General features: G+C 68.7%; 24 protein-coding genes. 11 read left to right on the top strand and 13 right to left on the bottom strand.

From position 1 onward, the window contains the following. Positions 1–95: 95 nt before the first annotated feature. The gene (locus BLV60_RS13385; RefSeq protein ID WP_093055176.1) at positions 96–1,151 is read left to right on the top strand and encodes a sugar phosphate isomerase/epimerase family protein; all 1,056 of its coding nucleotides are present in this window, start codon (positions 96–98) and stop codon (positions 1,149–1,151) included. A 9-nt stretch (positions 1,152–1,160) separates the two neighbouring features. Here BLV60_RS13385 and BLV60_RS13380 read toward each other — a convergent pair whose 3' ends face one another. Continuing rightward, complete coding sequence (locus BLV60_RS13380; RefSeq protein WP_093055174.1) at positions 1,161–2,459, bottom strand: aspartate aminotransferase family protein; 1,299 nt, start codon at positions 2,457–2,459, stop codon at positions 1,161–1,163. Positions 2,460–2,575: 116 nt separating this feature from the next. Here BLV60_RS13380 and BLV60_RS13375 point away from each other — a divergent pair, with 116 nt between their 5' ends. Next, complete coding sequence (locus BLV60_RS13375) at positions 2,576–3,052, top strand: Lrp/AsnC family transcriptional regulator (RefSeq protein WP_093055172.1); 477 nt, start codon at positions 2,576–2,578, stop codon at positions 3,050–3,052. Between the two features lie 7 nt (positions 3,053–3,059). Here BLV60_RS13375 and BLV60_RS13370 read toward each other — a convergent pair whose 3' ends face one another. After that, on the bottom strand, positions 3,060–4,538 hold the full coding sequence (locus BLV60_RS13370; protein ID WP_093055170.1) for a MocR-like pyridoxine biosynthesis transcription factor PdxR: 1,479 nt from the start codon (positions 4,536–4,538) through the stop codon (positions 3,060–3,062). An 84-nt stretch (positions 4,539–4,622) separates the two neighbouring features. Between BLV60_RS13370 and BLV60_RS13365 the strand changes: the two genes are divergently transcribed. The 4 genes from BLV60_RS13365 to dbpA all read left to right on the top strand — a co-directional run bounded on the left by BLV60_RS13365 (position 4,623) and on the right by dbpA (position 8,403). Further along, a complete protein-coding gene (locus tag BLV60_RS13365) occupies positions 4,623–5,882 on the top strand; it encodes an MFS transporter (protein WP_093055168.1) in 1,260 nt (419 codons plus the stop codon). A 390-nt stretch (positions 5,883–6,272) separates the two neighbouring features. Then, positions 6,273–6,533 carry a hypothetical protein gene (locus BLV60_RS13360; RefSeq protein WP_093055166.1) on the top strand — a complete coding sequence of 87 codons (261 nt, stop codon included), beginning with the start codon at positions 6,273–6,275 and terminating at the stop codon, positions 6,531–6,533. A gap of 58 nt (positions 6,534–6,591) precedes the next feature. Further along, the gene (gene infA / locus BLV60_RS13355; RefSeq protein ID WP_015867950.1) at positions 6,592–6,864 is read left to right on the top strand and encodes a translation initiation factor IF-1; all 273 of its coding nucleotides are present in this window, start codon (positions 6,592–6,594) and stop codon (positions 6,862–6,864) included. Positions 6,865–6,951: 87 nt separating this feature from the next. Next, positions 6,952–8,403, top strand: coding sequence for an ATP-dependent RNA helicase DbpA (gene dbpA / locus BLV60_RS13350; protein WP_093055164.1), 1,452 nt, complete (start codon positions 6,952–6,954; stop codon positions 8,401–8,403). Here the strand turns inward: dbpA and BLV60_RS13345 are convergent. After that, positions 8,369–9,838 carry an MATE family efflux transporter gene (locus tag BLV60_RS13345; protein WP_093055162.1) on the bottom strand — a complete coding sequence of 490 codons (1,470 nt, stop codon included), beginning with the start codon at positions 9,836–9,838 and terminating at the stop codon, positions 8,369–8,371. The genes dbpA and BLV60_RS13345 overlap by 35 nt on opposite strands. A 58-nt stretch (positions 9,839–9,896) precedes the next feature. Between BLV60_RS13345 and BLV60_RS34380 the strand changes: the two genes are divergently transcribed. The 4 genes from BLV60_RS34380 (at position 9,897) to BLV60_RS13330 (ending at position 12,776) form a co-directional block, all read left to right on the top strand. After that, positions 9,897–10,067 (top strand): hypothetical protein, encoded by a 171-nt coding sequence (locus tag BLV60_RS34380; RefSeq protein WP_176928792.1) that lies wholly within the window; start codon positions 9,897–9,899, stop codon positions 10,065–10,067. An 86-nt stretch (positions 10,068–10,153) separates the two neighbouring features. Then, positions 10,154–10,474: a hypothetical protein gene (locus BLV60_RS13340; RefSeq protein ID WP_093055160.1), complete on the top strand. Its 321-nt coding sequence runs from the start codon at positions 10,154–10,156 to the stop codon at positions 10,472–10,474. Between the two features lie 19 nt (positions 10,475–10,493). Continuing rightward, positions 10,494–11,528 (top strand): MerR family transcriptional regulator, encoded by a 1,035-nt coding sequence (locus tag BLV60_RS13335; RefSeq protein WP_093055158.1) that lies wholly within the window; start codon positions 10,494–10,496, stop codon positions 11,526–11,528. Positions 11,529–11,561: 33 nt separating this feature from the next. Continuing rightward, entirely contained in the window at positions 11,562–12,776 is a 1,215-nt protein-coding gene (locus BLV60_RS13330; protein WP_093055156.1) for an acyltransferase family protein, read from the top strand. Here BLV60_RS13330 and BLV60_RS13325 read toward each other — a convergent pair. Further along, a complete protein-coding gene (locus tag BLV60_RS13325) occupies positions 12,713–13,600 on the bottom strand; it encodes a LysR family transcriptional regulator (RefSeq protein ID WP_093055154.1) in 888 nt (295 codons plus the stop codon). The genes BLV60_RS13330 and BLV60_RS13325 overlap by 64 nt on opposite strands. An 81-nt stretch (positions 13,601–13,681) precedes the next feature. Here BLV60_RS13325 and BLV60_RS13320 point away from each other — a divergent pair, with 81 nt between their 5' ends. Continuing rightward, positions 13,682–14,569 (top strand): EamA family transporter, encoded by an 888-nt coding sequence (locus BLV60_RS13320; protein ID WP_093055152.1) that lies wholly within the window; start codon positions 13,682–13,684, stop codon positions 14,567–14,569. Here the strand turns inward: BLV60_RS13320 and BLV60_RS13315 are convergent. The 9 genes from BLV60_RS13315 to BLV60_RS13275 all read right to left on the bottom strand — a co-directional run bounded on the left by BLV60_RS13315 (position 14,566) and on the right by BLV60_RS13275 (position 22,860). Beyond that, entirely contained in the window at positions 14,566–15,492 is a 927-nt protein-coding gene (locus BLV60_RS13315; RefSeq protein ID WP_093055150.1) for a fatty acid desaturase family protein, read from the bottom strand. The genes BLV60_RS13320 and BLV60_RS13315 overlap by 4 nt on opposite strands. A gap of 82 nt (positions 15,493–15,574) precedes the next feature. Further along, the gene (locus BLV60_RS13310; protein WP_093055148.1) at positions 15,575–16,261 is read right to left on the bottom strand and encodes a GntR family transcriptional regulator; all 687 of its coding nucleotides are present in this window, start codon (positions 16,259–16,261) and stop codon (positions 15,575–15,577) included. Positions 16,262–16,290: 29 nt separating this feature from the next. After that, positions 16,291–17,583 (bottom strand): NAD(P)/FAD-dependent oxidoreductase, encoded by a 1,293-nt coding sequence (locus BLV60_RS13305; RefSeq protein WP_093055146.1) that lies wholly within the window; start codon positions 17,581–17,583, stop codon positions 16,291–16,293. Then, positions 17,580–17,828 (bottom strand): (2Fe-2S)-binding protein, encoded by a 249-nt coding sequence (locus tag BLV60_RS13300; RefSeq protein WP_093055144.1) that lies wholly within the window; start codon positions 17,826–17,828, stop codon positions 17,580–17,582. Before BLV60_RS13300 ends, BLV60_RS13305 begins: the two co-directional genes overlap by 4 nt. After that, positions 17,825–18,928 (bottom strand): NAD(P)/FAD-dependent oxidoreductase, encoded by a 1,104-nt coding sequence (locus BLV60_RS13295; RefSeq protein ID WP_093055142.1) that lies wholly within the window; start codon positions 18,926–18,928, stop codon positions 17,825–17,827. Before BLV60_RS13295 ends, BLV60_RS13300 begins: the two co-directional genes overlap by 4 nt. Positions 18,929–18,939: 11 nt before the next feature. Continuing rightward, entirely contained in the window at positions 18,940–19,875 is a 936-nt protein-coding gene (locus BLV60_RS13290) for a 4-hydroxyproline epimerase (RefSeq protein ID WP_093055140.1), read from the bottom strand. A 22-nt stretch (positions 19,876–19,897) separates the two neighbouring features. Further along, the gene (locus tag BLV60_RS13285; protein WP_093055138.1) at positions 19,898–21,031 is read right to left on the bottom strand and encodes a branched-chain amino acid ABC transporter substrate-binding protein; all 1,134 of its coding nucleotides are present in this window, start codon (positions 21,029–21,031) and stop codon (positions 19,898–19,900) included. A 48-nt stretch (positions 21,032–21,079) separates the two neighbouring features. Further along, complete coding sequence (locus tag BLV60_RS13280) at positions 21,080–21,994, bottom strand: dihydrodipicolinate synthase family protein (protein WP_093055136.1); 915 nt, start codon at positions 21,992–21,994, stop codon at positions 21,080–21,082. Positions 21,995–22,134: 140 nt separating this feature from the next. Beyond that, positions 22,135–22,860: an outer membrane lipoprotein gene (locus tag BLV60_RS13275; protein WP_093055134.1), complete on the bottom strand. Its 726-nt coding sequence runs from the start codon at positions 22,858–22,860 to the stop codon at positions 22,135–22,137. Between the last annotated feature and the right edge of the window lie 71 nt (positions 22,861–22,931).

The following is a 22,931-nucleotide window of genomic DNA, read 5'->3' as shown; positions in this document are numbered from 1 at the left end:
AAAGTCCATTTTGGCTCGTTGGCCTCTCGCACGGGGTCGGACGACACGCCAAGTATGCTTTCAACGCTGCCCCAACGAATAAGGAAGACAAGCCGATGAAAACGATCAAGGGCCCCGCCATCTTTCTGGCCCAGTTCGCGGGAGACACCGCGCCGTTCAACACGCTCGACGGCATCGCCGGCTGGGCCGCCGGGCTGGGCTACAAGGGCGTGCAGATCCCGAGCTGGGATGCCCGCCTGTTCGACCTTCAGCGCGCCGCCGAAAGCAAAACTTATTGCGACGAGGTGAAGGGCACGCTGGCAAAGCACGGCCTGGAGATCACCGAACTCTCGACACACCTGCAGGGCCAGCTGGTGGCGGTGCACCCGGCCTACGACGCGGGCTTCGACGGTTTCGCGGCGCCCGAGGTGCGCGGCGATCCGGTGCGGCGCCAGCAGTGGGCCGTCGAGCAACTGCACTTTGCGGCAAAGGCCTCGGCCAACCTCGGGCTCACGGCGCACGCGACCTTCTCGGGCGCGCTGGCCTGGCCGTACCTCTACTCGTGGCCGCCGCGCCCGCCGGGCCTGATCGAGGAAGCCTTCGACGAACTTGCGCGCCGCTGGCGGCCGATCCTCGACGCCTTTGACGCCGTGGGCGTGGACGTGGGCTACGAGATCCACCCCGGCGAAGACCTGCACGACGGCGTGAGCTACGAGATGTTTTTGGAGCGCGTGAACAACCATCCGCGCGCCTGCCTGCTGTACGACCCGAGCCACTTCATGCTGCAGCAGCTCGACTACCTGGCCTACATCGACCACTACCACGAGCGCATCAAGATCTTCCACGTGAAGGACGCCGAGTTCAACCCGACCGGCAAGCAGGGCGTGTACGGCGGCTTCCAGAGCTGGATCAACCGGGCAGGGCGCTTCCGTTCACTGGGCGACGGGCAGGTGAACTTCAAGGCCATCTTCTCGAAGATGGCGCAGTACGACTTCCCGGGCTGGGCGGTGCTGGAGTGGGAGTGCTGCATCAAGCACCCCGAAGACGGCGCGCGCGAGGGCGCGAAGTTCATCGCCGACCACATCATCCGCGTGGCCGACCGGGCCTTCGACGACTTCGCCGCGGGCGGGGTCGACGTGGCCGCAAACAAGCGGATGCTCGGGATCGGCTGAGTCGGCTAGCTAGCTCACCGACCGGATCGCGTCGTCGAGGATCTCCAGGCCGCGATCGATCTCCGCGGGCGTCACGGTCAGCGGCGGCGCAATGCGCCACACCGCGGCCATGCCGCCGACCGACACGATGTTCATGCTGAGGCCGCGCGCCATGCACGCATCGGTGATGGCCCGGCCGCGCTCGGCATCGGGCTCGCGGGTTTCGCGGTCTTTCACGAGCTCGACGCCCTGCAGCAGCCCGTGGCCGCGCACGTCGCCGATCAGCTCGTGGCGCGCCTGCAGCGTCTCCAGTCCGTGGCGCAGCCGCAGGCCCATCTCGTTGGCGCGGGCGTTGAGCTTTTCTTCTTCCAGCACGTCGAGCACGGCCAGCGCGACCTCAGCCGGCAGCGGGTCGGACACATGCGAGGTGACATGCACGAAGCCCTTGTCGTGGCACTCCTGCTCGATCGCCTCGCTGGTGATCGCCGCGCCGATGGCCACGCCGCCGCCCAGCGTCTTCGACACCGTGAGGATGTCGGGCACCACGCCGAACTGCTCGAAGGCGAAGTTGCTGCCCATGCGGCCGAAGGCGGTCTGGGCCTCGTCCAGGATCAGCAGCATGCCGCGTTCCTGGCACTTGGCCTTGAGCTTGGGTAGGTAGCCATCTGGCGGCACGATCACGCCGCCCGAGCTTTGCACCGGCTCGGCAATGAAGGCGGCCAGCGAGCCGCTGGACTGCGCATCGACCATGTCGAAGCCGACGTCCAGGCAGGTGCTGTCGCAGGCATCGCGGCAATGCCTGATGGGGCAGCGGAAGCAGTTGGGCGGCGGGATCGACATCGTGCCGGGCTTGCGCGGCCCGTAGTCGACGTGCTGCCTGCCCGCGAAGGTGAGCCCGGCCATGCCGCCGGTCACGCCGTGCCAGCCGCCGTTCAGGCCCACGATCTCGTAGCGCCCGGTGGCCACGCGCGCCATGCGCGCCGCCGCCTCGTTGGCCTCGCCGCCGGTCGAGAGGAAGATCGATTTCGACAGCTGCGGCGGCAGCATCGAGGCCAGCCGCTCGGCCAACCCGAGCACGGCCGGCCCGACGAAGCCGCTGTACAGGTGCAACGCGCCCTCGCAGGCCTTGTGCATGGCGGCAACGATGCGCGGGTGGTTGTGGCCGATGGTGGCGCACATCTGGCCCGAGGTGAAGTCGAGGATCTCGCGGCCGTGCTGGTCCCACAGCGTGGCGCCCCGCGCCTTGACGATGACGTGCGGGCTCAGGCCCATGCCGTAGCGAATGAGATGCCGGGCGACCGTGGGGTCGTAGCCTGTGTCCTGGCCCATTGAATGCTCCTTGTCGTGGGGATGCGGCCAGCGTAGCCATCGGGCGGGAAATCGGCTGTCGTTGTAGGGGCCTTGAAACGAAGCCGATTGCATCCTGGTTGCGCCACACTGGCGACATGAAAACCGGCACCCTCGACCGCATCGACCAATGCATCCTTGCCGAACTGCAGGCCGATGCGGGCCTGCAGAACCAGACGCTGGCCGAGCGCGTGAACCTCTCGCCTTCAGCCTGTCTCAAGCGGGTGCAGCGGCTGCGGCGCGCGGGCGTGATCCGCGAGGAGGTCGCGATCCTCGATGCCGCGCGCGTCGGCTTCCCGGTGCTGGTGATCTCGCGCGTCTCGCTGCGAAGCACCACGCGCGAGGCATTCCGGGCGTTCGAGCGCAAGGTGCATGCGCTGCCGCAGGTGCTGCAATGCCACTGCGTGGCCGGCGAGACCGACTTCGTGCTCGTGATCTGCGCGCGCTCGCTGCCCGACTACCAGGCCTTCGCGCAGGAGCAGCTGGGCGACGCGCTGGCCCTGGAGAACTATTCGAGCGACATCGTGCTGTCGACCACCAAGTTCACGACGCAGCTGCCGCTGGACAGGGCGTAGGCCTGCGCTACAGCAGGCGCGCCAGCCGCTGGATGGCGCCGTCGATCTGCGGCTCGGCGATCAGGCCGTAGCCGAAGGCGAGGCCATTTTTTTGCAATTCAGGTACGTCAGGCGCGCCGGGCGCGTTCGGATCGAGCGCATAGCGCGACAGCGGCGGCAGCGTGATGCCGGCTGCGGCCGCGCGTTCGACCACCGTATGGTCGCGCGTATCGCCGTGCAGCCAGGCCGACAGGTGCAGGCCCGCATCTGAAGGAATCGCTTCGAGCCTGCCCGCGCAGTGGCGTGCCAGCGCATCGAGCAGCACGGTGCGCCGCGCGCCGTAGATCTTGCGCATCTTGCGGATGTGGCGCGCCAGGTGCCCTTCGGCGATGAAGGCGGCGAGCGCCTCCTGGCCGAGCACCGGGCCGTGCCAGTCGGCCAGCTCGCGCGCCCGCACCAGCGCCGCGCGCGCCCACGGCGGCGTCACCACGAAGCCCAGGCGCAAGGCGGGAAACAGGCTCTTGGAAAAGGTGCCGATGTAGAAGACCGACTCGGCGCGGTCCAGCGTCTGCAGTGCATCGAGCGGGCGGCCGGCGAAGCGGAATTCGCTGTCGTAGTCGTCCTCGACGACGACAGCGTTGCGCGCCCGCGCGAAGGCCAGCAGGGCGGCGCGGCGCTGCGGCGACATCGCGACGCCGGTGGGGAACTGGTGCGAGGGCGTCACGCAGACCACGCGCGCCTCGGGCGGGATGCGGTCCACGCACAGGCCCTCGCCATCGGTCGGCACCGTCATCACTCTCGCGCCCGCGGCCAGCATGGCTTCGCGCAGCGAGGGATAGAACAGCTGCTCGACCGCAACCACCGTGCGCCCCGGCACGACGAGGATGCGCGCGAGCAGCCCGAAGGCCTGTTGTGCGCCGGCCGTGACGACGATGTCGTCGGCAGTGCAGCCGACCGCGCGGGTGAAGGACACGTGCTTCGCGATGGCCTCGCGCAGCGCGCCCTGGCCTTGCGGGTCGGCGTAGTCGGCCGTCTGCCGCGCGACGCGGCGCAGCGCGCGGTCGCTCAGGCGGCGCCAGATGTCGAAGGGAAAGACGCTCACGTCGGGCAGGCCGACGCGGAAGTCGTCGCGCGCGGGCTGCGGCTGCAGCGTGGGGGCGAGGTCGGCGCCAGGAACGTTCAGCGGCACCAGCCGGGGGTCACGCCGGGCCGTAGAGGCCTTCGTGCTGCGGCCGCGCCGGGATGCCGGCAGCGTGTCCGCCACGTAGGTGCCGGCGCCGGGGCGCGCCAGCAGGTAGCCCTCGCTCAGCAGCAGGTCGTAGGCCGCGAGCATGGTGTTGCGCGACACGCCCAGCCGCAGCGCCAGCGCGCGCGTGGCGGGCAGGCGCGCGCCGGGCTGCAGCCGGCCGTCGAGGATGGCGCTGCGCAGCTGGCGGTGCACCTCGCGCAGCAGGTCGCGCGAGCCGGCGCCCGGCAGGCGAATGGCGAGTTCGAAAAGTGGCTCCATGAACTTCGCCGATTGTGGTTCTTTTTAAGAGCCAATTGCAAACCTATTCTGGAGGCCTTGAACACACTTGCCACGGAGTCCTTCATGAACACGGATCTCTCGACATCGCAACAGCAACCGGCAACCGAACGCCTGCCGCTGAGCCTGGGCTGGCTTGCGCTGGGCGCCTTCGCCCTCGGCACCGAAAGCTTCATGGTCGTGGGGCTGCTGCCGGTGCTGGCGGCCGACCTGCAGATCAGCGCCGCGCGGGCCGGGCAACTGGTGCTGCTGTTCGCACTGAGCTACGCCATCGGCTCGCCGGTGATGGCGGCGCTGCTGGCGCGCTTCGGGCGCCGGCCGCTGCTGATTGCCAGTCTCGCGGCCTTCTCGGCGCTGACGCTGGCGGCGTCGATGGCGCACGGCTTTGCGCAGCTGGCGCTGGCGCGGGTCGCGCTGGGGCTGGTGGCCGGCGTGTTCCTGCCGACCGCGAGCGCCGTGGCGGCCGCGATGGTGTCGCCCGCGTTGCGCGGCCGGGCGCTGGCCATCGTGACCGGCGGCGGCACGGTGGCGGTCGCGCTCGGCGTGCCGCTGGGTGCGTGGATCGCGGGCTGGGGCGGCTGGCGCACGGCCTACCTGCTGATCGCGGCGGTGGCAGCGCTCGCCACCTGGGGGCTCGCGCTCGGACTGCCGCGCCAACTGGCGCAGGCGCCGGTCGTCGCAGCCGCCGCCACGAAGGGCACACCGGCCTTTGCAGTGGCCCGCGTGCCGGGCGTGCTGCCGGCGCTGCTGACCACCATGCTGTGGACCACTGGCGGCTTCAGCTTCTATACCTACATCGCGCCGTTCCTCTCAGCCACGCTGGGCTTCGGCACCGAGGCCGTGGGCGCGATGTTCTTCGCCATCGGCGTGGCGGCGGCCATCGGCACCGCGGCCGGTGGCTGGGCCACCGACCGCCTCGGCGCCGACCGCACGGCGCAGGGCTTCGCGCTGATGCTGGTGGTGATCCTTGGCGGGCTGTCTTTCTCGGCGCAGATGCTGCCGCGCGGCCTGGCGCTGCCGCTGATCGTGGGGCTGTCGGCGCTGTGGGCCTTCGCTGGCTGGGGCTTCGGGCCGGCGCAGGCGGTGCGACTGATCCGGCTGGCACCGGAGCGCGCACCGATGACGCTGTCGCTCAACGCCTCGGCAATCTACCTCGGCATTGCGGCGGGCTCGGTGTCCGGCGGCGCGGCGATCGAGCTGGTCGGCGTCAGCGCGGTGGGCTGGGTGGGGGCGGCCTTCCAGTTCGCGGGATTGATGCTGCTGTTACGCGCGGCGCACAAGGCGCGGACGGCCGGTTCGGCGCTGGCAGCGGCTGCTACGGCTTGATCGGCCGCTGAATAACTATACTTTTGATAGCAAACAACTCTCCAATCATGGCCCTTCGGGGCCTTTTTCATGGGATCGTTGTTTTTAAGACCGGCAATTGTCATGCCTCGCAAGCTATAATGTCGGGTTCGTTTCGATACCACGACGAAGAATTTCGTCAATACCGCCGGCTGACCTGCACTGTCCTTGGATTATTCAGGCCTCTCACTCCCAAGCCGGCTTTCACAGTGTGTTGGAGCGCCAGACCGGGCGCCCATGATTGCCACCACTGCCTTCGTTCCTGTTGAAGCGAATAGCGCGTCCGCCGCGCCATTCCGGCCGGCCCACGCCCGTTTTCAATTATTTTTCAGGCACTTCGCGCTCTGTATCCGCGCGGCGCGCCAAGGCTTCATGGACATCATTCAACACAGTATCGCGGTGGGCAAGTACCTTGTTTCCCCACTCATTCGACACCAGGACGACGGCAACTACGCCGCTTCCGTCTCGATCCGCTCCGGCCACGGCAGCGGCATGCACGACCGCGTGATGCGCTTCACGCCGCGCTTTGCCAGCCACGCAGCCGCCGTCGGCTACGCCATCGACCAGGGCCTCGGCTGGGTGCGCGAACGCGCTCCCCGCAATGCCCCTCTCGCGCTTCCGTGCGCGGGCTGAAACAATTACGCCCAATTCCATCTCCAACACACATCGAACGATTCAGAGGTAACCACACATGCCCAAGGAAGAACTGATCGAAATGAACGGCGCAGTGACCGAAGTCCTGCCCGACTCGCGCTACCGCGTCACGCTGGACAACGGCCATCAGCTGATCGCCTACAGCGGCGGCAAGATGCGCAAGCACCACATCCGCATCCTGGCGGGTGACAAGGTGTCGCTCGAACTCTCGCCCTACGACCTGACCAAGGGACGTATCACCTTCCGTCACCTGGAACGTCGCGGCCCGCCGCCGACCAACTCCGGCAACAACAACGCACCCCGCCGCTGATCCGCGACTGACGAAAGGCCTTGCGGCGCCCCGCGACGGGCGCCGGCAAGGCCTTTGTCATTCGTGCGTCTGTCCGGCTGCTGAACGATGACCACACCCAATCCCACAGCCGGCGGCCCGCAAGCCCAGGCCCCTGCCGACAACGGCTTCGCCGCGCTGGCGCTCTCGCCACAGATGCTGGCCAACCTCACGCAGCTCGGCTACACGCAGATGACGCCGATCCAGGCGGCCAGCCTGCCGCCGGCGCTGCTCGGCAAGGACCTGATCGCCCAGGCCAAGACCGGCAGCGGCAAGACCGCCGCCTTCGCCCTGGCGCTGCTCTCCAACCTGAACCCCCGCCGCTTCGCGGTGCAGTCGATGGTGCTGTGCCCGACGCGCGAGCTGGCCGACCAGGTCACGACCGAAATCCGCCGCCTTGCGCGCGCCGAGGAAAACATCAAGGTCGTCACGCTCTGCGGCGGCGTCGCACTGCGCGGGCAGATCGCCAGCCTGGAGCACGGCGCCCACATCGTGGTCGGCACGCCCGGCCGCCTGATGGACCACCTAGAGCGCGGCAACCTCGACCTCTCGGCGCTCAACACGCTGGTGCTCGACGAAGCCGACCGCATGCTGGACATGGGCTTCTTCGAAGACATCGTGAAGGTGGCGCGCCAGTGCCCCAAGGAACGCCAGACGCTGCTGTTCTCGGCCACGTATCCCGAAGGCATCGCCAAGCTCGCGCAGCAGTTCATGAAGAACCCCGAGCAGATCACGGTGCAGGCCCAGCATGAAGGCAGCAAGATCCGCCAGCGCTGGTACCAGGTGAAGGACAGCGAGCGGCTGCACACCGTGAGCCTGCTGCTCGACCATTTCCGCCCCGTGAGCACGCTGGCCTTCTGCAACACCAAGCAGCAGTGCCGCGACCTCGTCGAGGTGCTGCAGGCACAGGGCTTCAGCGCGCTGGCGCTGTTCGGCGAACTGGAGCAGCGCGAGCGCGACCAGGTGCTGGTGCAGTTCTCCAACCGCAGCTGCTCGGTGCTGGTGGCAACCGACGTGGCGGCGCGCGGGCTCGACATTGCGCAGCTCGAAGCGGTGATCAACGTCGACGTGACGCCCGATTCGGAGATCCACGTCCACCGCATCGGCCGCACCGGCCGCGTGGGCCAGTCGGGTGACGCCGAGGGCCTGGCGCTGAACCTGGCCAGCATGAACGAGATGGGCAGCGTCGGAAAGATCGAGCAGCTGCAAGGCCGCGAGTCCGAATGGCACGAACTGGCCGAGCTCACGCCGGGCAAGGGCGCACCGCTGCAGCCGCCGATGGCCACGCTGCAGATCGTGGGCGGGCGCAAGGAAAAGATCCGCGCCGGCGACGTGCTGGGCGCGCTCACGGGCGACTGCGGCTACGCGAAGGACCAGGTCGGCAAGATCAACGTCAACGAGTTCTCGACCTACGTGGCGGTCGACCGCGCCATCGCCGAAGAGGCGGCGCGCAAGCTGTCCAGCGGCCGCGTGAAGGGCAAGTCGGTCAAGGTGCGGCTGCTGACGCTGCAGGACCTGTAGCAGCCGCAGCAGGCTGCGGCGTGACGAGCGGCGAGGTCGGCGCCACCGGTGCGTCGAGCACCGGAGCCGGCGCCGCATCGGGCGCCTCCTGCCGCGCCAGCTTCGCGGCCAGCCGGAACGCCACCACCACCGCCAGCAACCCGAAGATCGACGAGCCCACGGCCTGCCCGATCAGCACGCCGGCCGCGCCGTAGTGCGAGCCCCACCAGGCAAATGGAATCGTGCCCAGCGTGGCGCGCCCCCAGTTGAACGCCGTCGACAACAGCGGATGCCCGAGGTTGTTGAACGACGCGTTCGCCACGAACAGCCCGCCCGCGAAGAAGAAGCTCGCGGCCAGCCAGCTGCAGAACAGCGAGATCAGCTCCGCCGCCAGCCCGTCGGCCGAGAACGCGCGAATCAGCACGCCTTGGCCCAGTGCCAGCACCAGCCATGCCACGGCCACCGACGCCACCATGAACAGCAGGCTGTCGCGCAGCCCCTCCTGCACGCGGCGGTACTGCCCTGCGCCCAGGTTCTGCGCAAGGATCGGCCCGACCGCGCCGCTGAGTGCGTAGACCAGCCCGAAGGCCACCGGCGTCAGCCGGTCGATGGTGGCCGCGCCCGCCACCGCCGACGGCCCGAACTGCGCGACCGCATGCGTGACAAAGGCTGCGCCCACGGGCGTCGCAAGATTGGTCAGCACAGCCGGCCCGGCCACCGTGCCGAGCGCGCGCGCATCGCCGGCCAGCCGCTGCGCATCGAAGCGCCCGAGCATGCGGTGCTTCACCATCACGCCATGCAGCCCGATGGCCGCCAGCACCATGCGCGAGACCACCGCGCTGATGGCCGCGCCGTCGAGCCCCAGCCCGAAGCCGAAGATCAATATCGGGTCGAGCACCGCCGTCACGAAGGCGGCCGCGAGCGTCACCGTCATCGCGCGGCGTGCGTCGCCGATCGAACGCAGCAGCGCGGAAGTCGCCATGCCGATGCCCAGCAGGGGCAGCGTGTGCACCGTCACCGAGAGGTATCGCTGCGCGAGCCGCGCCGTCTCGCCCTCGGCGCCGAGCGCCTGCAGCGCGGGGTGCAGGAAGAAGGCCGTGCCCGTGCCCACCACCACCGACACCGCCGTCATCAGCACGAGGCTCGAGGTGCCGATGCGCCGCGCGTCCTCGGTGCGTCCCGCCCCCACCGTGCGCGACACCACCGCCGCGATGCCGATGGTCAACCCGATGCACAGCGACGCATGAAAGAAGCCCACAACGCCCGCGAAGCCGACCGCCGCTGCCGTCGCTTTCTCCCCGAGCAGCGAGATGTAGAACAGGTTGATCAGGTCGACCGCGAACACCGCGATCAGTCCGATGGCCCCGGTGCCCGCCATCACGCAGACGTGCCGCAGCAGCGACCCCGAAACGAAGCGCGCGCGCTCGACACCGCCGGTTGTTTCGGCTATTGGCATGTGAAATTCTCGATGTGGCCTAATTGCGGCTCGAACATTACTTTTACCCGAGCTTTTCATGCCCAAGAAAATTCGTACCGAAGCCGACCGCGTTGCCACCCCGAAGCCGACGCCCCTGCCCGGCTACACGGCGCCTCGCTCCGGTGGCGGCCAGAAGGTCAGCCTGGAACGCGGCACCGCAACGCGCAGCAAGAAGAACCCTGGCAAGCGCGCCAAGAAGGGCGGCTGATCCATCAGCCCCCGCCTGGCTCCCACCTGAGCCACGACAGACGCGCCTCAGGGCGCGTTTTGTCATTGGGGCAGCTTTAAATCGCAATGTCCGACGACAACCAGATCCTCATCCCTCCCTCGTTCTTCGCGGTGTACACCGACGCGCGCCAGCGCCTGAGCGAGCCGATCGGCGTGGTGCGCGAGCGCTACGAGATCTGCGAAGACCTCGCCAGCCACCTCGTGGGCCATGCGCAGATCCAGCACCACACCGAGGTGCCGGTCGAAAGCGAGATCCTGCGGCGCATCCACGCCGGGCTGGCCACGCCTGAATCGGGCGTATCGGCGGCCGAGGCGGGCTGGATCGTGCAGCGGCTGGCCGAGCTGCTGGGCTGGCAAGGGCCCGAGCCGGCGCCCGAAGCGGACTGAGCCCCCGCCGGAGCGACCCATGCTGCTCAAGGTCGGAGAACTCGCCCGGCACACCGGCCTCACGGTGCGCACGCTGCACCACTACGACGCCATCGGCCTGCTCGCGCCCTCGGCACGCTCCGAGGCCGGCTACCGGCTCTACAACGCGGCCGACATCGCCCGCCTGCACGCGATCCAGGCACTGCGGCTGCTGGGCCTGCCGCTGGCGGAGATCGGCGCCCTGCTGGGCGCGGAGAGCAGCTCGCTGCCAACCATCATCGCGCGGCAGATCGAATCGCTCGACCAGCAGATCGCACAGGCCACTGCCTTGCGCGAACGCCTCGGCCTGTTGCAGCAGCGCCTGGACGAAGGCGCCCAGCCCGACATGAAGGACTGGCTGGACACGCTCGAGAAGATGACCACCTACGGGCGCTACTTCAGCCCCGCCGAGATCAGGTCGTTCATGGCCAACTGGAAGGACGTGGCCGACCGGTGGCCGCCGCTGGTGGCCGAGGTGGCCGCGCTGATGTCGCGCGGCGTGCCGGCCGGCGCCCCCGAGGTGCAGCCGCTGGCCGCCCGCTGGATGACGCTGATGGGCCAGTGGATGGACGGCAGTTTCGACCTCATCACGCGCTGGGGCGAGATGTACCGGCGCGAGCCCGTGGCTCGCAGCGACGACGGGCCTCCCGCCGAACTGGTGGAGTACATCGGCGAAGCCATCGGCATGCGCATGGCCGCGCTGCTGCGCCACCTGAGCACCGACGATCTCGCGCACCTGAGCCGCCCGCCCGAGGACGAATGGCGGCGCCTGGCGGGCGAACTCGCCGTGCTGCGGGCGCGCGCCGTCCCTCCTGAAGACGAGTCGGTGCAGGCCATCGCGCGCGAATGGGCGCGCCTGTTCGCCGCGTTCACCAACCACGACCCCGGCCTGGCGGCACGCCTGATGCGGGCCATGAACGCGGAGCCGGTGCTGCAGGCGGCCGCCGTGACCACGCCCGAAGTGCGCGAGTACCTGATGCGCGCCATGGCCGTGCTGCAGCAGAAAAATCCGCCGCCGCCCGCCGGCAGCGCTTGACCCTGACGTTGCGTGAGGCCCGACAGTGGCCGCATGAACAACCCAACCACGCCCCAACGGCTCCACGCGCTCGACAACCTCCGCGCCCTGATGATGTGGCTCGGCATCGTGCTGCACGTGGCGATCAACCACCTCACGATCAATTCGCCGCTGCCATGGCGCGACCCGAAGACATCGCCGGTCGCGGACCTGCTGCTGCTCTTCATCCACAGCTTCCGCATGCCGGTGTTCTTCGTACTGGCCGGCTTCTTCGTTGCGCTGCTGGTCGCGCGGCGCGGCGCCGGCGGCATGCTGCGAAACCGCGCGCTGCGGCTGGCGCTGCCCTTCGCGATTTTCTGGCCGCCGCTGTTCGTGGCGACCACCGTGCTGGCGATGGTCTACATCCACCTGACGGCGCGCGGCGTGCCGGGCATCGACCCCGCGCTGGCGCCCGCGCGGCAGCCTGGCGGCTCGCCTTTCAACACCATGCACCTGTGGTTCCTGTACCAGCTGTTCTGGTTCAGCGTGATGGCCTGGGCCGGCGTGCGGCTGCAGCGCTTCGTGCCGACACGGCTGCGCGAGACGCTGGCCCGAAGCTTCGTGACGCTGGCCGAACGGCGCTGGGGCTTCGCTGTGCTGGCGTTGCCACTGGCGCTCGTCGGCACTTTCTATCCGTCCGGCATGGTGACGGAAAGCGGCTCGTTCCTGCCGCCGCTGGCCGAATGGGTGCAGAGCGGGCTCTTCTTCGTGGTCGGCTGGTACGTGCACGGCCAGCAGGAGCGGCTGCTGGCGCTGTTCGCGTCGCGCTGCAAAGGCCACGCGGTGGCCGGCCTCGCATTCCTGGTGGCAACGGTGGTGTTGCTGGGTGCATTCCGCGGCAACCGTCTCCAGTCGCTGCCGCATCCCGAGTTCTGGATCGCCTTCGTCTACAACGCGACCGCATGGCTCTGGAGCCTGGCCCTGATCGGCGGCTTCGTGCGCTACCTGCCACGCCAGAACGCCGTGCTGGCCTACCTGTCGCAAAGCTCGTACTGGGTGTACCTGGTGCACATGCTCGGCACCATCGGCTTCGGCATCCTGCTGTTCAACGCGCCCCTCGGCGCGGTTGCGAAGATGGGCCTGAACATCGCGGCCACGTCGCTGGTGGCGCTCGCCAGCTACCAGCTGCTGGTGCGCCACACCCGCCTCGGCTCGCTGCTGAACGGTCAGCGCGCGGAAAAGCGCTCGACCAGGAAGTCGACGAAGGCGCGGGTCTTGGCTGCCAAGTGACGCGAAGGGTAGACGGCGTAGATCGGCGTCCGGTCGGCCTCCCAGTCTTCGAGCACAGCCTGCAGCCGGCCTGAAGCCAGCTCGCTCTCGACATAGATGCGCGGGATCAGGCTCAGGCCGAAGCCCGCAAGCAGCGCGTCGCGCACGGCGATGCTGGAGCTGACCTTGTAGCGCCCGTCGATGGGCACCGCCACGCTGCGGCCGGCGCGGCTGAAGGTCCACTTGTTCGCGTGGCCCGAGAGCGTGAACTGCACGCACTCGTGGGCCTTCAGGTCTTCGGGCTGCGCAGGCCGGCCGGCGGAGGCGAAGTAGCCGGGCGCGCCGCACAGCACGTGGGTCATGGTCATCAGCTTGCGCGCGACGAGACTCGAATCTTCCAGCCGGTCGCTGCCGCGGATGGCGAGGTCGTAGCCCTCGCCGATGATGTCCGAGCGGCTGTCCTGCAGGTTGAGTTCGAGCCGCAGGTTCGGGTAGCGCTTCATGAACTCGGGAATGGCCGGCGACAGCGAGGTGAGCGCAAAGGTCAGCGGTGCGCTCACGCGCAGCACGCCGCCGGGGCTGCTGCCCATGGGCGCGAGCGCGGCATCGGCCTCGGTGAGTTCGTCGAGGATGCGCGACAGGCGCTCGAAGTAGGCTGCGCCCGCTTCCGTCAGGCTCATCTGCCGCGTGGTGCGGTTGATGAGCCGCACCTTCAAATGCGCCTCCAGCTCCGCGATGTTCTTGCTGATGGCCGCGGCCGAGAGCCCCATCTGCCGCGCGGCGCCGGCGAAGCTGCCCGCGGCGGCGGTGGTGCGGAAGACCTTGAGAGCCGTGAGATGGTCCATGCTGGATTGACGACCGACAGTAAAGAATCAATTCATTATTCGAGCATTCACAACCAAGGGTCAACTCACTAGATTCGAGGCATGACCAGCCGCACCACCGACATCCTCCTCACCGCGACCGCGCCCGCCATCTGGGGCAGCACCTACATCGTCACCACCGAGCTGCTGCCGGCGAACTACCCGCTGACCGTCGCCTTGCTGCGCGCGTTGCCCGCGGGCCTGCTGTTGCTGCTGATCGTGCGCAAGCTGCCCGAACGCGCCTGGTGGGGCCGCATCTTCGTGCTCGGGGCGCTGAATTTCTCGATCCTCTGGGCCATGCTGTTCCTCGCGGCGTATCGACTGCCGGGCGGTGTGGCGGCGACGATCACCTCGGTGCAGCCGCTGCTCGTGGTGTTTCTCGCGAGCGTCTTCCTGGGCTCGCCGGTGCGTGCGCTGTCGGTGGCGGCGGCGGTGGTCGGCATCGGCGGAGTCGCGCTGCTGGTGCTCACGCCGAATGCAGCGCTCGACGCCATCGGCATTGCCGCAGCCGTCGCCGCGGCCGTGTCGATGGCCTTCGGCACAGTGCTGAGCCGCCGCTGGCAGCCGCCGGTGTCGGCGCTGACCTTCACCGCCTGGCAGCTCACCGCGGGCGGCCTGCTGCTGTTGCCGGTGGCGCTGCTGCTGGAGCCGCCACTGCCCGCGCTCACGGTGCAGAACTGGATCGGCTTCGGCTGGCTCGGCCTCGTGGGCGCCGCGCTGACTTACATCGTGTGGTTCCGTGGTGTGGCCAAGCTTGAGCCATCAGCGATCGCGCCGCTGGCCTTTCTCAGCCCGGTGACGGCCGTGATCCTCGGCTGGGCGCTGCTGGGGCAGAGCCTTTCGGCGTGGCAGGTGGCGGGCATCGGCATCGTGATCGCGAGCATCTGGCTCAGCCAGCATGCGCAGCGCGGCGCGCAGCCGCAGGTGCGGCCTGCTGCGGCCACCCGTTAGGCAAGCGCCGTGGCGTGCTTCAGCAGGCTCAGGTAGCCGGGCTGCACTTCCATGCGCACGATCGCGCCCTGCCGCTGCAGCAGGCGATGCGCCTTCGGCAGGGCCCAGCAGGGCAGGTTGGTGAACATGTGGTGCTCGCAGTGGTAGTTGACCCAGTAGGGCGCCACCAGGATGCGTTCGAGCCAGCCGGCGTGCGTGGTGCGGGCCTGCCGCAGCGGATCGGCCTCGTTCTGCGCGACGAGCGCGTGTTCGGCGATGTTGCGCACGCGGCTCACGAGCGGCAGCCACGTCGCCATCGGCAGCAGCCACATCAGCAGCCATGCCCACCAGTAGCCGGCCACGGCGAAGGCCAGGAAGCCGAGGCCGTTGGCGACGAGAAAGCGGCGGTCTTTCGCAAGCTCCCGGCCCAGCACCTTCAAGGCCGACTCGCCCGCCGCGCGCTTGCGAATGCCCTCGGCGATGTGCCCGAAGCGCTGCTTGTAGAAAGTCTGCCCGCTCAGGTCGCGCACCACCTTGCGCCACATCGAGGCCCGAGTGATCGGGAAGGGCGCCGACAGCACGAGGTCGGGGTCTTCGGTCTGCTGCACGAAGCGATGGTGCTGCAGGTGGTACGGCCGGTAGTCGCGCAGTGTCGACGAGCACAGCCAGTAGCCCACCCAGTCGTTGACCTTGCGATTGCGGTGCAGCCCCGCATGCGCCGCGTCGTGCATGAGGATGAAGAGCCCCAGCTGCCGCGCGCCGACGATGGGCACCACCAGCGGAATGGTCCACGGCCACACGATGCCCACCAGCATGGCGACGCCGATCACGCCCCAGCAGTGCAGCACCAGCCACAGGCCCTTCCACGACGAACGCGCGGTGAGCGACTGCCACTCGTCGGTGGTGAAGAAGTCTTCGGGTTGGGCACGGGGAGCGGTGGCCATGAAGCCAGTATGGCGCCGCGAGCCGCTGTGGAACACGCGGAATTCCCCGGGTGCCGGGCGAGGCCCTTCGGCCTACTCGCCGCTACTTGTCGATGATCTTGCGGGCGAAGACTTCGAGATAGTCCATCAACCGGTTGGCGCCCGCGATGGCCGCGGCCTCATCGCCCGTCGCGATGCCCTGCGCCAGTTCGAGGTGCGCATTCGCGCCCTCGACGATCTCGCCTTCATGCTGGTACGCGTACCAGAAGCGCCTGCACTGCACGATCAGCGGCACCACCGCCTTCACCGCGGAATCGTTGTGGCTCGCCTGGTGATTGACGAGGTCCAGCGCGCGGTCGGCCTGCATGTAGTCGTTCAGGTCGCCGCGGCCCGCGGCCTCGACCATCATCTCGGCGCAATGAACGATTTCCTTGCGCTGCTGCGCGGTGGCCCGGCGCGCGGAGCAGGCGGCAATCAGCAGTTCGAGCACGCGGCGGGTCTGGATCACGTCGAGATGGTCGGCCAGGTCGATGGCCGACACCAGCAGTCCGCGGCGCGGCTGCTGCACGATGAGGCCGATGGACACCATGCGCATCAGCGCCTCGCGCACCGGCGTGCGGCCCAGCCCCGTGCGCTCGGCGAGTTCGGCCTCGACGACCTGGCTGCCGGGCTTCAGCAGCATGGTCGACAGCAGCGTTTCGATGGCGTCGTAGGCCATGTCGGCGGCGCGGCGCTTGGGCGGTGGGCGCAAGCTTGTCTTCTTTGGAGCAGTCTTCTTCGGGGCGGCCATGGTTTTCTTTTTCCGCGGATGCGGCGGCGTCATTGTCGGGCGTCGCCGTCGTTCGCCAGACCCACGAGACCCGCGAGTGTCGCTATGCGGACCGGCGACAGCGGCGGGCGCGGCACGGGCGGAGTCCATCCGAAGAGGAATTGCGCGGCATCGCCGCAAACGCGGCCCTGGCAGGCGCCCATGCCGCAGCGGCGGTGCAGCTTGGCGTCTGTCCAGCCGCTGCAGCCTGCCAGCGCGGAGAAGGGCACGTCTTCGCAACGGCACACGAGCGTGTCGGGTTGCGGCATGGCCTTGATGTCGGCGGCCAGCGCGAAGCTGCGGTGCAGCTGGGCGGCGAAGGCGTTCCAGCGGGCGCGTTCGCCCTCGTGCGTCTTTGCAGCGCGCTCGTTGCCGACAGCGGCATGGCCGGCGACGGTGCCCTGTGCCAGCGCACGTTCGCTTCCGCCGAAGCCGGTGCACTCGCCCGCTGCATAGACGCCGGCGACGCTGGTGGCCTGCAAGGCATCGATCGCCAGGGCCTGCGCACCTGGGCCCGTGGGCGTGAGGGCACAGCCGAGCAGTTGCCCCAGCTGCGTGTTGGGCGTGAGGCCGAAGCCGCAGGCGATGCGCTCGCAGGCGATCTCGACTTCTCTGCCGCTGCCTTGTCGAAGGCGAACCGACTCGACCTGCGTCGCACCCTGCGCCGAGACAATGCGCGACGAAGTGCGGTACTGCGGATCGGCGAGCGTCACTGCCTGCGCGGCCTTGCCCGGCCAGCGCGCGAGGCTGGCACCGAAGCGAGCGACCGAGGCGAACGAAGCCTGTTCGGCGATGCGCAGCACTTTCGCACCCGCCGCACGTGCCGTCGCGGCGGCAGCAAGCAGCAAGGGGCCGCTGCCCGCGATGACGATGTGCTCGCCCTCGACCGGCATGCCGGCCTTGATGAGCGCCTGAAGGCCGCCCGCGCCGGTCACGCCGGGCAGCGTCCACCCGGGGAAGGGCAGCAGCAGCTCGCGCGCGCCGGTGCAGAGGATGAGCTTGCGCCATTGCATGCGCGTGGCGCGTTCCGCGTCTTCGAGCAGCAGCTCGTTGGGCGAAGGTGCGGCAGCGACGCGGGTGCCGCTGCGCACGCGGATGTTGGCGTGACGCTCGAGTGCATCGCGCCACTTGCGCGCTGCTGGCGGCAGCGTCGCGCCGGGGCCGTCGCGCCAGATCTGTCCGCCGGGCGCGGGGTTGTCGTCGATGACGACGATCGATGCACCGCTCGGCGCGGCAGCCACTGCAGCAGCCATGCCGGCCGGGCCTGCGCCGACGATCAGCACATCGCAATGTTCCATGTTCATTCCGCGGTCTCCACGCGCATGCCCTCGGCGCAGACCGTCTGGCATGCGAGCCTGCGCCGGCCATCGACCAGCACGCGGCACTCCTGGCACACGCCCATGCCGCAGAACGGCGCGCGTTGCTGGCCTGTGACGGATATGCGCGCCACGCCCATGCCACCAGCCACACGCAACGCGGCGGCGACCGAGCTGCCCGCCTTCACGCGGACCAGGTGGCCGTCGATGTTCAACAGGGTGTGGGCGCTCATGCGATCTCCCGCAGTCCGCGCGGTGCGTATGGCGCCGCATCGAAATCAGGAGTCGCGCCGGTCATCAGCGCAGCAAGCAGATGCGCGCTGCCCGGCGCCGTGGTCACGCCCAGGCCTTCGTGCCCAACAGCAAGCCAGAGCTTCTCGCGCCAAGGGTGCTTGCCCAGCAAAGGCAACCCATCGGGCGACGCCGCACGCATACCGGTCCACGAACGCACGGCGTTGAGATTCGCGAGCCCCGGCAGGTAGTCCAGCGTGCGCTGGAGCATGCGCGCCAGCATCGGCGCTTCTACCGTCAGGTCGGTCGTATCGAACTGGCGCGACGAGCCGACCAACAGCTGCCCCGTGGGGCGCGGCTGCACGTTGAAGGCGACCGAGTCGCCGTCGCTGTGGTGTGCGCTGGTTACGTAGCCGAGCTCGACCAGTTGGTGATGCACCGTGCCCGGATAGCGGTCGGTGATCAGCAGGTGGCCTTTCTTCGGGCGTATCGGAAGCTCAGGGCACAGCGTCGTCGCCTGGATGCCGTTGGCCAGCACGATCTGCGGCGCGGTGCGGCGGCTGCCGTCCGCGAGGCGCAGCGCGCCGTCGTCGTCGATGGCATCGACCTTCGCGTGCTCCACACGGACCGAATCAGCGGCCTGCGCAAGCAGCCAGCGCGCCGCATTCGGCGCATAGAGGATGCCGTCGCCCGGCACTTCGAGCGCGCCCGACAGGCCCTTGCGCAAGGCGGGCTCGGCGCTCGCCAGTTCGCGCGCATCGAGCAGCCGGCTGTCGATGCCGTGCGCGCGCAGCCGCTGCTGCTTGCGTTCGGCCTCGGCCATCTCTTCGTCGTTGGCGGCAATCCACAGCGTGCCGCAGGCGCTGTACGCGCAGTCTTCGCTCATGCGCGGTGCAAGCTCGCCCCATTGCGCGACCGAATGGCGGCTCAATTCGAGTTCGGCCGCGTTGTCGTCCATCACCACGAGGTGGCCCATGCCCGCGCCGGTGGCGCCGCCGATGCGCGCATCGAGCACCAGCACACGGCGCCCCGCCTGTGCAAGCGCTTGCGCGCAAGCCGCGCCGACGATGCCGGCGCCGATGACGATGACATCCGCGTCCATGCCGCGCGGCGTCAGAGCCGGATGCCCCAGCCGAACGGGTCTTCGTCGTCGATCAGCAGCGTGGCTTCCGCGCTGATGTGCGCGCGGCCACGCAGCGTGGGAATGACCTTGTCGCCGTCCATCGCGTAGCTGGCCTCGAAGACGCTGCCGATCACGCTGGCCTGCTTCCACACCTCGCCGGGCGCAAGCTTGCCGTCGGCCGCGAGGCAGGCGATCTTGGCGCTGGTGCCGGTGCCGCAGGGCGAGCGGTCGTAGGCGTTGCCGGGGCACAGCACGAAGTTGCGGCTGTCGGCGCCTTCATCATCTGCAGCGAAGAGTTCGATGTGGTCGATCTCCGCGCCATCCGCGCCCGTGATGCCCTGGGCCGGGAGCGCCTTGCGCAATGCCGCGGTGTAGTCGGTCAGCGCCGTGAGGTTGTCGCTCGCCACGCGCTGGCCGTGTTCGCTCACCAGGAAGAACCAGTTGCCGCCCCAGGCCACATCCCCGCGCACGGTGCCATGGCCCGGCAGCTCGACCGCCACCTGGTGCAGATGCCGGTACGCGGGCACGTTGCGCACGCTCACCGAGCCGTCTTCGTGCAGCGTGGTCGTGACGGTGCCCACGGGCGTTTCGATGCGGTGCTCGCCCACGCCGATGCGCCCCATGTGCGCAAGGCTTGCGACCAGCCCGATGGTGCCGTGGCCGCACATGCCGAGGTAGCCGGCGTTGTTGAAGAAGACCACGCCGGCAGCCGCATCCGGCGACACCGGCTCGCACAGCAGCGCGCCCACCACCACGTCGCTGCCGCGCGGCTCCAGCACGGCGGCCGCGCGCCATTTGTCGTGCTGGTCGGCCAGCAGCGCACGGCGCTCGGCCATGCTGCCGCCGCCCAGATCGGGGAAGCCGCCGATCACAAGGCGCGTGGGCTCGCCGCCCGTGTGCGAGTCGATGACCTGGATGCGTTGCATGTGGCGTCGTCCGTTCGTTCGTTCAGTAGCTGGCGATGGGCACCGGGGCCGCGTTCTTGAACGTGAACACGGTGATGGGCGCCTGCTTCATGTTGCCCTTGTCGTCGTAGGCATAGGTTGCGGCCACGCCCTTGTACGTTGCCTTGTAGAGCTCCGCGCCCACCTTGTCTGGGTCGATGGAGTTGGCCTTCTTCATCGACTCGCCGATGAACAGCACCTGGTCGTAGTACGAAGCTGCGTAGGCATCAGGGTCGGCGTTGAAGCGCTTCTTGAATTTTTCCTTGAACGCCGGGCCGCTCTGCGCCTTCTCGAGGATGGAGCCGCCCTGCGCGCAGAACACCAGGTCGTTGACCGCATCGCCGCCGAGCTTGCCGGTGGCGGGGCTGCACACGGTGTCGCCGCCCAGCAGCTTGCCGGGCACGGCCAGCTGCTTCATCTGGCGCGCCATGGGCGCGGCCTGCGGGGCATAGCCGCCGAAGAAGATGGCCTCTGGCGCCTTGGCCTTCATGTTGGTCAGGATGGCGGTGAAGTCCACGGCCTTGTCGGTGGTGAACTCCTGGCCGACCACGGTCAGGCCCTGCTTCTTCGCTTCCTTGGTGAACTCTTCGGCGAGGCCCTGGCCGAAGGCGGTGCGGTCGTCGATCACGCCGACCTTGGTCACCTTCAGCACCTTGGCCGCATACACGGCCATGCTGGAGCCGATCTGGTTGTCGCTCGCGATGATGCGGTAGAGGTTCTTGTAGCCGCCCTGCGTCACCTTCGGGTTGGTGCCCACGGTCGAGACCATGGTGCCGCCTTCGCTGTAGATGCGCGAAGCCGGGATGGCCACGCCCGAGCAGTACGGGCCCATGACGTACTTGACGCCGTCGTCCACGAACTTCTGCGCGACGCTCACGCCGGTCTTGGCGTCGCACTGGTCGTCTTCCGACACCATTTCGAACTTCAGCGTCTTGCCGCCGACGACAAGCTTCTTCGCGTTGAGCTCCTCGACGGCGAGGCGCACGCCGTTTTCATTGTCCTTGCCCGCGAAGGCATTGGGGCCCGACAGCGGGCCGCTGTGACCGATCTTGACCACCTGCTCCTGCGCGTATGCCTGGCCTGCGAGGGCGAGGGCCACGAGGCTTAGAAACGGAACCATGCCTGCTTTTGTCTTCATGCTTCTTCCTAGGTTGGGGACGATGAAAAGGACGTTCGTTGTGTGCGATTACATGACCGACTGGTACTGAGTGGGCCGCGTCGCGAGCGCCTTCTTGACGATGGCTTCGATGAAGGCGCGCTCCTCGCCGATGAGCGGCAGGCGCGGACGGCGCATGTGCTCGCTGCCCACGCCCACCAGCACGTCGATGAGCTTGAGGTTCTGCACCAGCTTGGTCGACACGTCGAGATGCAGCATCGGCGTCATCCACTGGTAGAGCTTGAGCGCTTCGGAAAACTTGCCGGCCTTCATCAGGTCGTACAGCGCCACGGTCTCGCGCGGGAAGGCACAGCCCACGCCGGCCAGCAGGCCGTCGCAGCCGAGCGCCAGGCCTTCGTAGGCGAGGTCGTCCACGCCCAGGAACAACTGGTAGCGGTCGCCCACGGTGTTGCGCAGGTCGGTGATGCGGCGGATGTCGTCGGTGCTTTCCTTGATGGCCGCGATCCATTCGCAGTCGGCCAGCTCGACCATGTGCTCGGGCTTCAGGTCGACGCGGTAGGCCACCGGGTTGTTGTAGACCATGATGGGTTTTTGCGCCGCGTTGGCGATGGTGCGCACATTGAGCATCGCCTCGCGCGCGTCGGCCACGTAGATCACCGAGGGCATCACCATGAAGCCGGCCACGCCGAGCTTGTTGGCGCCGTCCACGTAGCGCAGCGCTTCGCGCGTGCTGGTCTCGGACACATTGGCCAGCACGGGAATGCGGCCGTCGGCAGCTTCGAGCGCGATCTTCGCGACCTGCAGCTTTTCTTCCAGCGTCAGCGTGCTGGCTTCGCCGAGCGAGCCGCAAGTGACGAGGCCGTGGATGCCGTTGCGGATCTGGAAGTCGATGTGACGGGCCGTGCCCTCGACATCGATGCTCTCGTCGGCGTGGAACTTGGTGGTGACGGCGGGGAAGATGCCTTGCCAGCGGGGATTGCTCACTTGATCGCTCCTTGTGGATGTGCGGTGGTGTGGAAGCGTCGCACTTTAAATATATTAAGGATATATGGTCAAGATATCTTTCGGGCATGCGCTCTTCCGCGCCCAGTTTTTCTGTGATATCCGGGAGCGGGTAGGTCGCGCTACTTGCGGCCGTCCGCGGGGCGCAGCAGGCCCCGCTTGAGCGTCACCGGCTTGCCGATGGGCGGCGCGGTCTTCGTCTCGACGGTGCGCAGCGTGCCGTTGTCCATGCGCACGCCCACCTCGTAGACCGTGACCGTGCGCACGTGCTTCTCGATCTCGTTGCCCGCGAAGCCGCCGCCCACCGCGCCGAGCACCGTGGTCGCGACGCGCCCATTGCCATGGCCGAACTGGTTGCCGACGAGGCCACCCACCACGCCGCCGGCCACGGCCCCCACGCCCGAGGTGTTCTGGATGCGCTTCTGAACCGGGCGAACCGATTCGACATGGCCGCAGACCGCGCAAGGTGGCGGGGCGGGAGGCGCGGCAGCGACCTGTGGTGCATTCATCACGCCTGGCGCAGGTCCGGGCTCGACAGCCGGGGCTGGCATGGGAGCGGGCATCGGCGCAGCCGCCCTCGCTTGTGGCGCCGGGCCTGCCGCCGTGGACGGCACTGCGGGCGCTGGCGGCATGGCTTCAGGCTTGAAATCGTCCGGTGCGGCGGGTGATGCTGCGGCAACGACTGGCGGCGGAACACTCGCACTCGCGACCGGCTCCTGCCGGTGAAGCAACACGCCGCCAAGCGCCACCACGGCCACGCTCAATGCGCCGATCACGGCCCACAGCGCCTTGGGCGACTTGCCCGCCGGCTGGCCCGGAGGCGGGTTGAATGGCGACGTCGGATCCATGAAAAGCCCCTTTTACGGTCCGAAGCGGAATGCCCCGAAACCCATCAGGAAGCATGAACGCGGGCGGCGCG

The sequence above is a fragment of the Variovorax sp. YR634 genome, from assembly GCF_900106655.1.
GTDB lineage: Bacteria > Pseudomonadota > Gammaproteobacteria > Burkholderiales > Burkholderiaceae_C > Variovorax.
The sequence above is the reverse complement of the archived record's forward strand: the minus strand, read 5'-3'. Positions and strand labels throughout refer to the sequence as shown.